Source organism: Oceaniradius stylonematis (genome assembly GCF_003149475.2).
Taxonomy (GTDB): Bacteria; Pseudomonadota; Alphaproteobacteria; order Rhizobiales; family Rhizobiaceae; genus Roseitalea; species Roseitalea stylonematis.
Map to the genome: position 1 here is coordinate 189,440 of NZ_QFWV02000001.1, position 14,936 is coordinate 204,375.

At 66.5% G+C, this 14,936-nt stretch carries 15 protein-coding genes, 1 tRNA gene and 1 pseudogene; 7 read left to right on the top strand and 10 right to left on the bottom strand.

What is annotated here, in order from left to right; translation table 11 throughout:
- Positions 1 to 66: 66 nt before the first annotated feature.
- Positions 67 to 690, bottom strand: coding sequence for a L,D-transpeptidase (locus DEM25_RS00920; protein ID WP_109766773.1), 624 nt, complete (start codon positions 688 to 690; stop codon positions 67 to 69).
- 186 nt (positions 691 to 876) lie between these two features.
- On the opposite strand from DEM25_RS00920, the gene DEM25_RS00925 reads away from it, so the two are divergent.
- Positions 877 to 1,365 carry an MmcB family DNA repair protein gene (locus DEM25_RS00925; protein WP_109766772.1) on the top strand — a complete coding sequence of 163 codons (489 nt, stop codon included), beginning with the start codon at positions 877 to 879 and terminating at the stop codon, positions 1,363 to 1,365.
- Here the strand turns inward: DEM25_RS00925 and DEM25_RS00930 are convergent, their stop codons facing one another.
- The 7 genes and pseudogenes from DEM25_RS00930 to DEM25_RS00960 all read right to left on the bottom strand — a co-directional run bounded on the left by DEM25_RS00930 (position 1,366) and on the right by DEM25_RS00960 (position 9,902).
- Positions 1,366 to 1,938 carry an ActR/PrrA/RegA family redox response regulator transcription factor gene (locus DEM25_RS00930; RefSeq protein WP_109766771.1) on the bottom strand — a complete coding sequence of 191 codons (573 nt, stop codon included), beginning with the start codon at positions 1,936 to 1,938 and terminating at the stop codon, positions 1,366 to 1,368.
- A gap of 21 nt (positions 1,939 to 1,959) precedes the next feature.
- Entirely contained in the window at positions 1,960 to 3,282 is a 1,323-nt protein-coding gene (locus DEM25_RS00935) for an ActS/PrrB/RegB family redox-sensitive histidine kinase (protein ID WP_109766770.1), read from the bottom strand.
- A gap of 62 nt (positions 3,283 to 3,344) precedes the next feature.
- A pseudogene (hrpB, locus tag DEM25_RS00940) lies at positions 3,345 to 5,739 on the bottom strand (ATP-dependent helicase HrpB).
- Positions 5,736 to 6,419 carry an ATP-binding cassette domain-containing protein gene (locus DEM25_RS00945; RefSeq protein WP_109766768.1) on the bottom strand — a complete coding sequence of 228 codons (684 nt, stop codon included), beginning with the start codon at positions 6,417 to 6,419 and terminating at the stop codon, positions 5,736 to 5,738. Before DEM25_RS00945 ends, hrpB begins: the two are co-directional and overlap by 4 nt.
- Before the next feature lie 11 nt (positions 6,420 to 6,430).
- Positions 6,431 to 8,110 (bottom strand): ABC transporter permease, encoded by a 1,680-nt coding sequence (locus DEM25_RS00950; RefSeq protein WP_109766767.1) that lies wholly within the window; start codon positions 8,108 to 8,110, stop codon positions 6,431 to 6,433.
- 21 nt (positions 8,111 to 8,131) lie between these two features.
- Positions 8,132 to 9,349, bottom strand: coding sequence for an ABC transporter substrate-binding protein (locus DEM25_RS00955; protein ID WP_281004520.1), 1,218 nt, complete (start codon positions 9,347 to 9,349; stop codon positions 8,132 to 8,134).
- A 133-nt stretch (positions 9,350 to 9,482) separates the two neighbouring features.
- Positions 9,483 to 9,902 (bottom strand): Hsp20 family protein, encoded by a 420-nt coding sequence (locus DEM25_RS00960; protein ID WP_109766765.1) that lies wholly within the window; start codon positions 9,900 to 9,902, stop codon positions 9,483 to 9,485.
- Between the two features lie 155 nt (positions 9,903 to 10,057).
- Here DEM25_RS00960 and DEM25_RS00965 point away from each other — a divergent pair, with 155 nt between their 5' ends.
- Positions 10,058 to 10,999: a nucleoside hydrolase gene (locus DEM25_RS00965; protein WP_109766854.1), complete on the top strand. Its 942-nt coding sequence runs from the start codon at positions 10,058 to 10,060 to the stop codon at positions 10,997 to 10,999.
- 6 nt (positions 11,000 to 11,005) lie between these two features.
- On the opposite strand, the gene DEM25_RS00970 is transcribed toward DEM25_RS00965, so the two are convergent.
- Positions 11,006 to 11,905, bottom strand: coding sequence for a ribokinase (locus DEM25_RS00970; RefSeq protein ID WP_109766764.1), 900 nt, complete (start codon positions 11,903 to 11,905; stop codon positions 11,006 to 11,008).
- 195 nt (positions 11,906 to 12,100) lie between these two features.
- On the opposite strand from DEM25_RS00970, the gene DEM25_RS00975 reads away from it, so the two are divergent.
- The 5 genes from DEM25_RS00975 to DEM25_RS00995 all read left to right on the top strand — a co-directional run bounded on the left by DEM25_RS00975 (position 12,101) and on the right by DEM25_RS00995 (position 14,658).
- Positions 12,101 to 12,187, top strand: a tRNA-Leu gene (locus tag DEM25_RS00975).
- A gap of 369 nt (positions 12,188 to 12,556) precedes the next feature.
- Positions 12,557 to 13,000 carry a hypothetical protein gene (locus DEM25_RS00980; protein ID WP_109766853.1) on the top strand — a complete coding sequence of 148 codons (444 nt, stop codon included), beginning with the start codon at positions 12,557 to 12,559 and terminating at the stop codon, positions 12,998 to 13,000.
- Positions 13,001 to 13,081: 81 nt separating this feature from the next.
- Positions 13,082 to 13,555, top strand: a complete 474-nt coding sequence (msrB, locus tag DEM25_RS00985) for a peptide-methionine (R)-S-oxide reductase MsrB (protein ID WP_109766763.1) — start codon at positions 13,082 to 13,084, stop codon at positions 13,553 to 13,555.
- Positions 13,555 to 14,073 (top strand): peptide-methionine (S)-S-oxide reductase MsrA, encoded by a 519-nt coding sequence (gene msrA, locus DEM25_RS00990; protein WP_109766762.1) that lies wholly within the window; start codon positions 13,555 to 13,557, stop codon positions 14,071 to 14,073. Before msrB ends, msrA begins: the two co-directional genes overlap by 1 nt.
- Positions 14,074 to 14,157: 84 nt before the next feature.
- Positions 14,158 to 14,658 (top strand): peptide-methionine (S)-S-oxide reductase, encoded by a 501-nt coding sequence (locus DEM25_RS00995; protein ID WP_109766761.1) that lies wholly within the window; start codon positions 14,158 to 14,160, stop codon positions 14,656 to 14,658.
- On the opposite strand, the gene DEM25_RS01000 is transcribed toward DEM25_RS00995, so the two are convergent.
- On the bottom strand, positions 14,642 to 14,902 hold the full coding sequence (locus DEM25_RS01000; RefSeq protein WP_109766760.1) for a hypothetical protein: 261 nt from the start codon (positions 14,900 to 14,902) through the stop codon (positions 14,642 to 14,644). The genes DEM25_RS00995 and DEM25_RS01000 overlap by 17 nt on opposite strands.
- Positions 14,903 to 14,936 lie beyond the last annotated feature (34 nt).

Below are 14,936 nucleotides of genomic sequence, written 5' to 3' on the forward strand. Positions count from 1 at the left end.
CCGAACCGGCAAAAAAGGCCGGGCGATCGCCCGGCCTTTTCGCGTTCGACTGTCGGCGATGCGGCGTCAGCCCTGGAGGACGACAACCTTCGCGCCGGGCTCGACGCGGTTGTAAAGGTCGACAATGTCCTGGTTCATAAGGCGGATGCAGCCCGACGAGACGGCGTTGCCGATCGACCACCATTCCGGCGTGCCGTGCAGACGATAGCCGGTGTCGCGGCCGCCGCGCGTCAGATAAAGCGCGCGCGCGCCCAGCGGATTGGTCAGGCCAGGCTCCATGCCGCCGCGATATTTTGCCAGTTCCGGCTGGCGCCGGATCATCGCCGCCGGCGGTGTCCATGTCGGCCAGCGGCGCTTCCAGCCCACCTTGGCCGTGCCCGACCAGCGGAACCCGTCGCGGCCCACGCCGATGCCGTAGCGCAGCGCCTTGCCGTCTTCCTGGACAAGATAAAGATGCCGGTTCGGCGTGTCGACGATGATCGAGCCGGGCCGATGCCGCGTCTCGTAATCGACGACCTGGCGGCGGAACTCCTCAGGCACTTTCGAAACCGGGATTTTCGGCAGCGTGTATTCGCCGTCCGGCATGCCCGCATAGGCATTGGCGAAATAGTTCGAATTGGTGGCCGAACAGCCGGCAAGCCCGGTTGCGGCGATCGCGGCGAATCCACCCAGAAAAGCTCGTCTTTGCATGATGTCCCTCAAACCCAACAGCCCCGGGGTTTTTTCGCCCCACATGGTTAATCCAACGTTACATGAAGCTTTGAACCGCGTGCAAGGATGGCCCCCCGTAATCTTGCAGGTCTGTGCGCTTTGGCACACAGTGTCACCGACGCACCACAGTTGACGCAACGTCATAGTCCGCCGTGACGGGATCAAATGCCGCTTGTTTCCGCCGTATCGATTAATCCGCTGGCCGATGGCCGGCAATCGGCGCGCGCCCTGACGGTGCGGCGGGGCGTTCAGATCCTGCTGCGGGAAATGGGGTTGGCGACGGTTCCGGAAATGACGCTGGCCAGCGGCCGCCGCGCCGATCTTGTCGCTCTGGCTCCCGACGGCGGCATCGTCATCGTCGAAATCAAATCCTCGCCCGAGGACATGATGGCCGATGCCAAATGGCCGGGATATCGGGACTATTGCGACCGTCTGTTCTTTGCAACGCTGCCCGACGTGCCGCAGCATCTTTTTCCCGACGATTGCGGGTTCATCCGCGCCGACGGGCACGGCGCCGCCATCGTTGCCGATGCCCCGGAGCACAGGCTTGCGCCGGCGCGGCGCAAGGCGGTCACGCTGCGGTTCGCGCGGTTCGCCGCCGGGCGGTTGCTGGCGGCGGAATGGGCGTCCGGCGAGCCGCCTTCACAACCGTGATCAGCGCGGCGCGCGCTTAGCGAGGATGCGCTGCAATGTGCGGCGATGCATGTTGAGCCGGCGCGCCGTCTCCGAGACATTGCGGTCGCACATCTCATAGACGCGCTGGATATGCTCCCACCGCACCCGGTCGGCCGACATCGGGTTTTCCGGCGGCGGCGGGGTGCCGTCCGGCGCGACGGTCAGCGCATTGTAGACATCGTCGGCATCGGCGGGCTTGGCCAGATAGTCGATCGCGCCCAATTTGACGGCATTGACGGCGGTCGCGATGTTGCCATAGCCGGTCAGGACGATCGCGCGGGCCTCGGGCCGCTTGGCGTGCAGCGCCTTGATGACATCGAGACCGTTGCCATCCTCGAGCCGCATGTCGACAACCGCATAGGCGGGCGGCGCGGCTTCAACGCGGGCAAGCCCCTCGGCGACCGATTCGGCCATTTCCACGGCAAAGCCCCGGCTTTCCATCGCGCGGCCGAGCCGGCGCACAAAGGGCGCATCGTCATCGACGAGCAGCAGGCTGGCATCGGGACCCGGTCCCGGCACCACATCGGTGTTGGTGTTTTCCTGTGTCAGCATGATCTCACCTTTCTGTCTCCTCTACGCGGCCGCCGCCTCAATGGATGAGCGCGGCCAGCTGACCGTCACGGCGGCGCCGGCTTCGGGCCGTCCGCCATTTGCAAAGCGCAGCGTCGCGCCGTTGCGTTCGAGCAGTGTCTTGGCGATGAAGATGCCAAGGCCCAGGCCGGGGCCGCCCTTGCGGCTGCGTTGAACGTCGCGGGTTGCACCCAGATCCGGCTCTCCCAGTTTCTCAAGCTGGTCAGCCGGGTATCCGGGTCCGTCGTCGACGATGTCTATGCGCACCTGGCGGTCGGACCAGCGCAGATCGATGCGCACCGTGTGTCGCGCGAAATCGACGGCGTTCTCGACCAGATTGCCCAGCCCGTAGAGAACGGCCGGATTGCGCCGCATCACCGGTTCGGGGCTGCCGTCTCCATCGTGTCCGGTGACGATGCGAACGCCGAACTCGCGATGCGGGGCGGCGAGTTCCTCGATCAGTTCGCGAATCGACATAAGGGAAATGAGGTCCTCGGACGTGTTGAGCGTCGACAGGCGCGACAGAATCTCGCGGCAACGATCGGCCTGCGCGCGCAGCAGCCGCACATCTTCCTTGAGCGGATCTTCCTCGGCGGTCGCGCGGTCCATTTCCTTGGAGACAAGGGAAATGGTGGCCAGAGGCGTGCCCAGCTCATGGGCGGCGGCGGCAGCCAGCCCGTCGAGCGCCGACAGATGATGTTCGCGTTGCAGCACCAGTTCGGTGGCCGACAATGCATCGGCCAGGCTGCGGGCCTCGTCGGCGACGCGGTAGACATAGAAGGCGGTGAAGGCGACCGACGACAGAACCGCCGCCCACATGCCGGCGACGAAGATGAAGGGAATGTCGAGCGGCACGTCCGCATACCAGGGCAGCGGCAGATGCGAGAAGACCAGCACGCTGGCCGAGACGAACACCACCAGTCCCAATGCGGCCGTGTACCGCGCCGGCAGCGTCGCCGCCGAGATGATCACCGGCACGATCAGCAGCACCGAGAACGGGTTTTCCAGCCCGCCGGTGAGGAACAGGAGTGCGGCGAGCTGGCCAATGTCGAAGAAAAGGACGGCGAAGACATGGGCCGGACCAAGCCGCATGTTGGCCGGGAAAACCCATGTCAGGACAAGGTTGAGCGCTGCGGAAACGGCGATCAGCGCGAAACAGGCAACGATGGGAAAGTCGAAGCCCAGCCATGCGGCAACGACGGTGACGGCGACGCTCTGGCCCAGAACCGCAATCCAGCGCGTGTTGGTGAGCGTCGACATGCGCAGACGGCGGCGCTCGAACCGCTCGCCTTGCATGACCGGGCTGTCGTCGACCTGTTGATCCATGGGCGCTTATATGGCGCCCAAAAGCCCGAATTGCCAGAAAATCCGATGCTTCTCGCACGCAATCATGATTTGCGTGGTTTGGCCCGTCGGGTCGGCGCGGCATTGGCCGGATCGTCGGGCCAGACATGTTTGGGATAGCGGCCCCGCATCTCGGCACGCACCTCGCCCCAACTGCCGGCCCAGAATGCGGGGAGGTCGACGGTACGCTGGATGGGCCGCCCCGCGGGCGAGAGGAGTTCGACGACCAGCGGAACCGCGCCATCCAGAAGCGCAGGATGCCGGGTCAGCCCGAAAAGTTCCTGGACGCGGATCGCCAGTGCCGGCGCCGAACCATCGGGCGGATAGCGCAGCGCGAGGCGCGAGCCGGTGGGCGCGGTGAAGTGAGACGGTGCGAGCCGGTCGAGGTCTGCGGCGCGGACGGAACCGGCGCGCATCAGAAGCGCATCGATCAGCGGTACGCCGGACAAATCCGTGCGACCCGCCAGGAACGGTGCCAGCCAGTCATCGAGCGTTGCGATGAGCGCATCATCCCCCATGTCCGGCCAGGGGTCACCGGCGCGCGCATGCAGCCAGGCCAGCCGGTCGCGCACCGAACGCGCCTTTTCGGTCCACGGCAGAAGCGGCAGGTCGTAAACGCGCACCGCGTCTGTGAGCGCCTTTGCCGCCGCATCGCCGGCCTCGACCGGGCGTGGCGCCGAAGACAGCGTTATCGCACCCAGACGCCGGACCTGTCGGGCGGATAGCCGGCCCGATCCGGCATCGAACGCCATCTCGACCCGGTCGGCGATCCGGTCCTCCAGCCGGTCCTCGATGTCGGCAAGCGATATGGCCGCCCCGGCCAGAAGCCGCGTCTGTGCCGCCGCACCGGTCGCATCGGCGGCGACGACGAACTCCTCGCGGGCCAGCGGATCGGTCTCTTCGACCACAACNGTCGAGCAGCATGATGCCGGCGGTTTCGTCCTGTCCACCGCCATCGGGCAAGTCGATCTGTGCGGCGATGCGGTCGGCCAGTTGCCGGGCCTGCCGTGCACGGGCCGATCGATCGTTGTCAAAGGCCTGAAGCCGCCGGTCGAGATCGGTCGACATGCCGGCCAGACCCCGCTCCGTGATCAGAACGGCCAAGCGCGCGCGGCGCCTTGCATCGCCTGAATTCTCCGCCGCCGCCACCATCGCCGCCAACGGCACGGGCAGCGCGATCATGCGCAATTGGTGCCCTTTCGGCGTCAGGTGTCCCTGCCCGTCGATCGCGCCGAGCCCTTCCAGCCGCGACCGCGCCTCGGACAGGGCAGCCTCGGGCGGCGGGTCAAGAAAGCGCAGCGCATGCGGATCGGCGACACCCCAGGCCAGACAATCGAGCGTGAGCCGCGTCAGGTCGGTGCGGGTGATCTCCGGCGGATCGAACGGGACAAGCGCCGCCGTCTGGCCTTCGTGCCACAGGCGGATCACGATGCCGGGCTGCGTGCGGCCGGCACGACCGGCGCGCTGGTCGGCGGAGGCCCGGCTCTCGCGAACCGTCTCGAGCCGGGTGATCGCCTGTCCCGGCTCGAAGGCCGGCTGGCGGGAAAGTCCCGAATCGATGACGATGCGCACGCCGTCGATCGTCACCGAGCTTTCGGCGATTGCCGTTGCCAGCACGATCTTCCGCCGGCCCTGTTCGGCCGGAAGGATCGCCCGGTCCTGATCGGCGATGTCCATCGCGCCGAACAGGGACGCCAGATAGGCATCGGGCGGAAGGAGTGGTTCGAGGCGCGCGGCGGTGCGGCGAATCTCCGCCTGTCCCGGCAGGAAGGCGAGAATGCTGCCCTCCTCCTCGCGCAGCGCGGCGCGGACCGCATCGGCCACTGCGTCCTCGACGCGCTGATCGGGCTTGCGCGGCCGGTAGTGAATATCGACGGGGTAAGTGCGGCCGGCGCTCTCGATCACCGGCGCATCGTCCAGAAGACGCGCGACGCGACCGCCATCGAGCGTCGCGGACATGATGACAATGCGCAGATCCTCGCGCAGGGCGGATTGCACATCGAGCGCCAGCGCCAAAGAGAAATCCGCGTCCAGCGAGCGTTCGTGGAACTCGTCGAATATGACGACCGAGGTTCCCGAAAGCTCCGGATCGTCGAGGATCATGCGCACGAACACGCCCTCGGTGACGATCTCGATCCGCGTCTTCGGGCCGGTCTTGCTGTCCATCCGCATGCGATAACCGACCGTTTCGCCGACACGTTCGCCGAGCAGCGATGCCATCCGCCGTGCTGCCGCACGAGCGGCCAGACGGCGCGGTTCGAGCATGACGATCCTGCCGCCGCCGACCCACGCCTCGCCGAGCAGGGCCAGGGGAACCAGCGTGGTCTTGCCAGCGCCCGGCGGCGCGACCAGAACCGCGTTGGGGCCGCCGCCGAGCGCCCGTTTGAGATCACCGAGAACCGCGGCGGCCGGCAGACCGGTGGCGGCAAAGTCGATCATGGTCCGGCGCCATCCGATGCGGCGGGGGCGAGTTCGATCAAGGCGCCGTGCGCGGCCTCGGCATCGGCGGCATCGTGGGTCACCAGCAGCACCGGCAGTCGGCGCGCCTTGGCCCGTTCGAACACAAGCCGCCGGATCTGATCGCGCAGGCCGGCATCGAGCTTGGAAAAGGGCTCGTCGAGCAGCATGAAGGCAGGATCGGAGACAAGCACGCGCGCCAGCGCGACGCGCGCTTTCTGGCCGCCGGACAGCGTGTCGGGATCGCGATCGAAGAATCCGTCGAGACCGACATCGCCCAGCGCGTCGCCGGCGCGCTGCCGCCGCGCCGTACGGCCGGCGACCGAGGGCGGCACGGCGAACACGAGATTGCCGCCGACCGACATGTGCGGGAACAGCAGCGGATCCTGGAACAGAAGACCGGCACGGCGGGTCTGCGGCGGCGCGCCTGTGATGTCGGTCCCGTTGCAGTGCACGCGGCCGCGCGCGGAAAAGACCGGATCGAGAAAGCCGCCGATGAAGGCCAGAAGCGTCGACTTGCCGGAGCCGGAAGGACCCATCACCGTCAGCACGTCGCCCGGCGCGATATCGTGATCGACGCTGACCAGCGTGCGGCTGCCCAGCGCTATCGCGACGTTTTCGAGCCGGAGGCCCGTTGCATGCGTTGCGGATGGATCGGTCATGAAAGCCCTGGTTACAGACCCCTGATCGCGCGGCGATTGCGGAAAAGCAAGGCCGGCACGAGTGTTGCGAGGGCAAAGCCGACAAAGGGCAGAAGCATCTGAAGAAAGGCGTAGACGCCGATGACGCGCCGGTCGCCACCCGATCCAAGCGCCACCGCCTCGGTCGTGATCGTCGGGAACCGGCCCGCGCCGACCAGCAAGGTCGGCAGATACTGGCCGACCGAGACGGCAAAGCCGACCGCGGCCGCCACCAGTACGGCGCGCAGCAGCATGGGCATCCGCACACGCCAGAAGACGCGCCCGGCGGGCGCACCGAGCGCTGCGGCAACCGCCTCATAGCGCCCGTCATAGGCGCGCCATGGCGCGGACAGCGACAGGAAGACGTAAGGCAGGACGAAGACGACATGGACGAGGATGAGCGCCGCCCAGCTGGCGTCGGCATCGCCGGCGATCAGCAGCAATTGCAGGCCGAAGAGAAAGCCGATCTGCGGCACCAGAAGCGGCAGATAGACCAGCGCAAGCGCGCGGTTGCCGCCGGTGCGGCCGGTCTCGTTCTCGCGCTGAAGGCAGGCGAGCGCGATCGCGACCGAGATCGCGGTTGCGGCGAGCGCGATGATGATCGTCGTTGCAAGCGGGCCGGACAGCGCAGGGCCGGTGCGCTGCCAGGTGCGCCATGTCAGGGCGTCGGGCAAGGCGGAGGGAAACTGCCACAGGCCGGAGACCGACCAGAGCGCAAGAACACCCAGACCGCCGAAGACGAGCAATGCCGATGCCGCCATCATGCCGCCGGCGGCAAGGCGCGCAAAACCGTCGCGGCGAAACCGGCGCCCGGTTTCGCAGATGCCCTCGGCGACCGGGCCGGCGATCCGCTCCAGCGCCACCCAGATCAGAAGCGCGACCGCCGTCACGGCGATCTGCAGACACGCGCCGGCGCATGCCATGAAACGCATCGACAGTTCTGGGTCGTTCATCCAGCCGACAAGGCGCACCGGCAGCGTCTGCGGCGTCGTCGGTCCCAGAATGAACGCAACGTCCACATTGGCGCTGGCATAGGCGATCACCGCGAAGACGGCGAGGCGAATCTGCCGGTAGAGCGGCGGCCAGGCGGTGAACATGAAGCCCATCATGCGGCCATAGCCGAGCGACTGGCTGAGCCGCAGCGAACGCAGCGCGGGCACCTGCGGCAGGGCGGCGAGCGTGACCAGAAGCAGGAATGGCACCTCCTTGATGACAAGGCCCGCGATCAGCGCGAAACCGGCCGGATCGTTGACAACCAGCAGATCGGGCGGGCGCTCCCAACCGGTCGCCCAGGGCGAGAACAGGCGGGCCAGATAGCCCGACGGCGCGATCATGAAGGCAAAGCCGAACGCGGCGGCGGCGTGCGGCACGGCCAGAAGCGGCGAAACCAGATGCTGGATCAGGCGGAAGGCGCGCGTGCCGTACCAGGCACAGACGAAGCCGGCGACCATGGCCAGCGAGATGGCGGTGGTCAGAAGACCGATCATCAGCGCCTGCAGGGCAGACCGCCAGAGGCCGGGCTGGCCGAACAGATCGGCAAACGGCCGGGTCGACAGCTGATATCCGCCCAGCGCCGGCAAAAAGCCGAACGCGGGCAGCACCGTGCCCATCAGCCCGCATGCCAGCGGGGCCGCGAGAACGAACAGGGCCAGCGGCGGCGCGAAGCGGAGCATGGCGCGCCGGGCCGCCGACGGTCAGTTGCCGACGGCGTAGCGGGCCGACCAGCGCTCTTCCAGACGCGACATCCATGTCGGGTGCGGCTCGTCAAGAGCCGGACCGAGCTCATCCGGAAGCAGCGTGGCGATGCCCAGATCGAGTGCCTCGAACAGTTTGCGTTGCGGGGCCGACAGCTTGTCCATGGCCAGAACGGTGGGATCGCCCCAGACTTCCGGATCCTGCTTGCGGGCCTGTGCTTCCGGCGAGATCAGGAAGTTGGCGACCACCAGAGCGCCGGCCTTGGCGTTGGCATTGAAGGGAATGGCGACGAAATGGGTGTTGGCGAGCGTGCCGCCCGAGAAGGTGAACGAACGCAACGTGTCGGGCAGGAGCTGGTTGGCGATGGCACTCGACGCTTCGGCCGGATTGAAAGCGAAGGTGATGTCGAGTTCGCCGTCGGCCAGAAGCTGGCTCATCGACGGATAATCCTTGGGAAAGGCCCGTGCGCTGCGCCACAGATGCGGGTGCAGCCGGTCGAGATAGTCGAACATGGGCTGCGTGACCGTCTCGAAGCTGGCTTCGTCGACGGGCTCCTGCAGCACCGCCGGGTCGGCCACGGTCTCGATCAGGATCTGCTTGAGAAAGCTCGAACCGATGAAATCCGGCGGCTGGGGATAGGAGAAGCGGCCGGGATTGGCCTTGGCCCAGGCCAAAAGGTCGGCGGCATTGTCCGGCAGGTCTGCGGCGTCCGTGCGGGCGCTGTCGTAGAAGAAGACCAGCTTGGCCATGCCCCAGGGCGATTCAAGTCCGTCGGTCGGCAGGGTGAAGTCGACCGTGATGGTCGGTTTGTTCTCCACATCCACATAACGCCAATTGGGCAGCTTCGTCGCCCAGTCGGGCGCGAACAGCAGGCCCTGCCGTTTCATCGAGGCAAAGTTCTCGCCGTTGATCCAGATGAGGTCGATCGAGCCGCCTTCATCGCGGCCGGCGGTCTTTTCCGCGACGACCGTGGTGACCGCGTTGGCCGTGTCCTCGAGCTTGACATGCACCAGCCGGACGCCGTGGCGCTCTTCCAGTTCCTCGCCGACCCAGCCGATATAGGCGTTGATCTGGGTGGAGCCGCCCCAGGCGTTCCAGTAGACGGTCTGGCCGCGCGCTTCTTCGAGCACCGCATTCCAGTCGGCCGGGTCTGGATCGGCCATCGCCGGGCCGGCGGAAAGGGTCAGCGCAAGGGTCAGCGCGGTTACGCGGATCAGGTCGGTCACGGGCTGGCTGTCTCCGGTTTGGCAAGTGGTGCGCGAAAACATCACGTGCCATGCCGGCCGGTCAACACGCGGCTCGTCACCTCCTCTCACATTCCGGTGAAGTTGCCGGGCAAGAACGGCGGGCTCAGCCGCGATCGTTGATGGCGATCCGCTTGACGAGGCGCTCCGGCTCGGGGCGCTCGAGATCGATCAGCAGGAGGCCGTTTTCGAGGTCCGCGCCGATGACGCGCATGCCGTCGGCCAGCACGAAGGCGCGCTGGAACTGCCGGGCGGCAATGCCCCTGTGCAGGAACTCGCGGGCCGGATCGTCGGCATCGGCGCGCCGGCCGCGGATGACAAGCTGGCTTTCCTCTGTGGTGATTTCCAGATCGTCCGAGGAAAAGCCCGCGACGGCCAGCGTGATCCGCATGATCGACGCGCCATCATCGCGGCGGATGCGTTCGATGTTGTAGGGCGGGTAGCCGTCGCCCGACTTGGCGACCCGTTCCAGCGATTTTTCGATGGTCTCGAAGCCGACCAGCAGCGGGCTGGAAAAATTGGTCATGGGCACCGCCTTTTCATGTCCTTTGCAAGCGACATTGCCGCGAGCACAAGTTTTGACTTGCATTTGTCGCGCGGCACGGCGAACCCGTCCGGCATCCGCCTTGATGTCTTATGATGTCTGGGCGGGCGATTTTCAAGAATGTCCGGGGGACCGCCATGACCGACACGCGTGCCATCATCATCGATACCGACCCGGGCCAGGACGATGCGATCGCGCTTTTGCTTGCGCTGGCGAGCCCGGAACTCGACGTGCTCGGCGTGACGGCGGTTGCCGGAAATGTGCCGCTCAGCTTGACCGAGAGGAACGCGCGCAAGATCTGCGAGCTGGCCGGAAAGCCGCAGACGCGTGTCTTCGCCGGTGCCGAGAGGCCGCTGACACGCACGTTGGTCACCGCCGAATATGTGCATGGCAAGACGGGGCTCGACGGGCCGGACCTGCCCGAGCCGACGATGCCGCTCGAAAGCCAGTTCGGCCCGGACTTCATCATCGACACCGTCCGCGCCCATCCGGCGGGCCATGTCACGCTGTGTCCGCTGGGGCCGCTGACCAACATCGCGCTGGCGCTGATCAAGGCGCCCGACATCGCGCCGAAAATCCGCGAGATCGTGCTGATGGGCGGCGGCTTCTTCGAGGGCGGCAATGTCACGCCGACAGCCGAATTCAACATCTATGTCGATCCGGAAGCCGCGCACACCGTGTTCACCTCGGGCGTGCCGATCGTGGTGGCGCCGCTCGACGTCACCCACAAGGCCCTGACCACCCAGGCCCGGATCGACGCGCTGCGCGCCAAGAAGACACCGGTCTGCGATGCGGCGGCAAAGCTGATCGACTTTTTCGAACGGTTCGACGAGGACAAATACGGCACCGATGGCGGACCGCTGCACGATCCGTGCGTGATTGCTTACCTTCTGCGGCCCGATCTGTTCACGGGCCGCGACTGTCATGTGGCCATCGAGACGGGCTCGCCACTGACCTTGGGCATGACTGTGATCGACTGGTGGGGCGTCACCGGCGAGCCAGCCAATGCGCACGTGCTTGGCGATATCGACGCGGCCGGCTTTTTCGACCTGATCACCGAGCGGCTGGCGACGCTCTGAACCCGCTCATGCCTTGAAGGCGTCGACCCGCGCACGATCGGGGATCGAGGGCTGGGCGCCTTCGGTGAGGCAGGCCAGCGCGCCGGCGCGGCAGGCCAGATCGAGCGCTTCGGGCCAGTCCTTGCCTTCGGCGCGCGCGGCAGCCAGATAGCCGCAGAACGTGTCGCCGGCGCCGACCGTATCGACCGGCTCGATTGCCGGCGACGCTGCCCGCGCCATCCCGTCGGCGGTCGCGGCAAACGCGCCATCGGCGCCCAGCGTCAGCACGATCGCCGCCTTGAGTTCGGCGGCGAGCCGCGCCATCTGCGCGTCAATCGAATCGTCGGCAAGCCCGATTTCGCCGGTAAGGGCGGCGAATTCGGTTTCGTTGGCAATCACCACGTCCGCATGGCGCGCCAGTTCGGCTGCCGCCGGACGGAAGGGCGCGATGTTCAGATAGGACACGGCGCCGGCCGCACGGGCCGCTTCCAGCGCGCGCGCAACGGCCGTGTCGGGGATTTCCATCTGGAGCAGCAGCGCGTTGCCGGCGGACAGGATCAGATCGTCAGTTCCCTCCAAGACACGGGCGTTGGCGCCCGGCACGACGGCGATCTGGTTTTCGCCCGTCTCCGCATCGACCAGGATCAGTGCGACGCCGGTCGGCTCCTCGGCGAGCCTGCGCACGGCGGACAGGTCCACCGAAGCGCCGTCCAGAAGGGACAGGGCAGCGTCCGCATTGGCGTCATCGCCGGTGCAGCCGGCCATGCGCACCTCGTGGCCGGCGCGGCGGGCGGCCAGTGCCTGGTTGGCGCCCTTGCCGCCGGGCGCCTCGGCATAGCCGACACCGGAGACCGTTTCGCCGGGCGCCGGCAGATGGTCGACGCGGGCGACGAGGTCGAGATTGATTGAACCAGCGATCGTGATCATGGCGTCTCCTCCCCGTCGCATCGGCCGCGACGCTTGCGTCCGGCAACGGCCTTTGCGGGCGGTCGCGGCGGCCCGGCATGCACCAACCGCCCATGGCGTTAGTCGATCGCGGCGTCCCCGGCAAGCATGTGCGAACACGCCCGGACCTTGGTTGACAGCACCGGGTGGACCGCATATGTCACGGCTCGATTTCGTGCCCAGATGGCGGAATTGGTAGACGCGCTGGCTTCAGGTGCCAGTGGCCGCAAGGCCGTGGAGGTTCGAGTCCTCTTCTGGGCACCATTTTCGTCTGCGTGCCGCCAGTACCAGCCAACCCGGCGCGCGGGTTCCGGTTCGAGGCAACTCCTCCCACCTGCACGATTCATTCCGGTCGTCAGGCAACCGATCGACCAATCCGCCCGCCGGCGACGTTCGTGATTGTTCGTCTCACCTGCCCGCTTCCTCACCGCGCCGTTCATGTGTGACCTTACGCTCTGCACGCCGATGGCCGGGCGGCAGGGTGCGCGCCCACGCCATTTGCCTGCCTGCGGCAAAGAATTGGGATGCAAGCGGGCGCAAAGTGCTGGTAAGACGGCCCATGAACGCCGGACGGCGCGGCCACGGTCAAACCGGGCCGGACCGCACGGCGCGATTGAAGACCAAGGAGCCAAAATGAACAAGTCAGCCGTCAAGGAAACCATGCTCGCGCTGAGCGAAGCCGAACTCGAGCACGCCCGGGAGCATTACGAACAGTTTCTGGCAAGCGCGCGGCTGGACCGCTCCGAGCCGATCGAAACGGACGAGCGGGCGCAGGCGGAAACGGCCAGCGAACTGGCCGAGGCGTTCGAGCAGCCCGTGCACGATTACGAGACCAAGATCGACCGGCTGCGCGCCATCGATTTCAGCCCGAAATCCGAGGTGGGCGAAGGCGCGATCGTTACGGTCGGCGGACGCCATTTCGTCATCGCCGTGTCGACGGCACGGTTCCAGCATGAGGGCGTCGAGCTGATCGGCATTTCGACCCAGGCGCCCATCTACAAGGCGATGGAAGGCAAGGAAGCGGGCGACGATTTCACCTTCAACGGCCGCACTCTGGAGATCGAAGAGGTGGCCTGAGAACGGCGGCTCACGCAGCGGTGACTGGAAGTTGGCGGTGCGCCGCCCCATAACGGGGAGACACGGCAAAGGAGAAGCCAAATGACCGGCGCCAAGACCTATGCGAAATCCGCCGAAGCCATTTCCCGGCTGACCCCGGAACAGTACCGGGTCACGCAGGAGAATGGCACTGAGCGACCGTTCACCGGCGAACTCAACGACAACAAGGCCAAGGGCATCTATGTCGACATCGTGTCCGGCGAGCCGCTTTTCGCGTCCAGCGACAAGTACGAATCCGGCTGCGGCTGGCCGAGCTTCACACGCCCGATCATCGACGAACATGTCGTCGAGACGTTCGACGACAGCCACGGCATGCGCCGCGTGGAGGTTCGCTCGAAGCATGGCGACAGCCATCTCGGCCACGTCTTCAACGATGGCCCGAAGGAAGCGACCGGCTTGCGCTATTGCATCAACTCGGCCTCGCTGCGCTTCATCGCCATCGAGGACATGGAAGACGAAGGCTATGGCGATCTTCTCGGCCTGTTCGGCACAGATACCGACAAGGAGAATGCCTGATGAGCAAGACGCTTGACCGCGCCGTCCTCGCCGGCGGCTGTTTCTGGGGCATGCAGGACCTGATCCGCAAGCTGCCAGGCGTGGCGAAGACGCGCGTCGGCTATACCGGCGGCGACGTGCCGAACGCGACCTATCGCAACCATGGCAGCCATGCCGAGGGCATCGAGATCGAGTTCGATCCGGCGGTGATCAGCTACCGCGATCTTCTGGAGTTCTTCTTCCAGATCCACGATCCGACCACGCTGGACCGTCAGGGCAACGATATCGGCGCGTCCTACCGCTCGGAGATCTTCTATGTCGACGAGGACCAGCGCGAAGAAGCGCTGCGCACGATCGACGATGTGAACGCCTCCGGTCTTTGGCCCGGAAAGGCCGTCACCAAGGTGTCGCCGGTCGGCGATTTCTGGGAGGCCGAGCCGGAGCATCAGGATTATCTGGAACGCTATCCGAACGGCTACACCTGCCATTTCCCGCGGCCGGGCTGGAAGCTGCCCAGACGCGGCGGTCAGGCCGCCTGACGCGTCCGAAAGAGTGCACGGCATGATACGGCGTCGGCCCAAACGGCCGGCATCGACATTCCGTGTGCGCGAAGGAAAACGGACATGAGCAAGAACCGCATCAGGATCGGCTTTGGCGGCGGCTGCCACTGGTGTACCGAGGCGGTGTTCCAGGCGCTGCGCGGCGTGCACAGCGTCGAGCAGGGTTTCATCCGGTCCGATCCGCCCTTCGACGGCTGGTCGGAGGCGGTGATCGTCACCTTCGATCCGGCCATCATCGATCTTGCCACGCTGACCGAGGTGCATCTGCGGACCCATGCCAGCACGGCGGCGCATTCGATGCGCGGCAAGTATCGCAGCGCGGTCTATGCGTTCGACGATCGGCAGGTGCAGCAGGCGCGCGGTCTGGTCGAGCGGTTCCAGCCGGAGTTCGGCGGTGCATTGGTGACCAGGACCCTGCCGTTCGTTGCTTTCAAGCCGTCCGACACGCGCTTTCACGACTATTACGCCAAAGATCCCGGGCGCCCCTTCTGCCAAGCCTATATCGACCCGAAGCTCGCCGTGCTGCGCCGCGATTTCGGGGCCCACGTCACGGCGCCGGCTTAAAGCCCATGACGAAGTCGATCACCCTGGCCTGAGGCGTTTCGCACGGCTTGAGCAGCGGCTTGCCCGACGCGAGGAAATAGAGGTTCAGGCTGACATGATCCTTGCCGCCCAGTTCCTCGGCATAGAGCTTGCGCCGCCTTCCGTCGGCCGACGACGAAACCGACACGCCGTAGCGGCGCCCACCGTATTGGCCTTCGCTGTAGCCGGCGGGCAGCGCCAGAAAGCGGTCGAGAAAAGCCTGCATGGCGTGTATCTATTGCAGGGCCGACCGGCCCGCG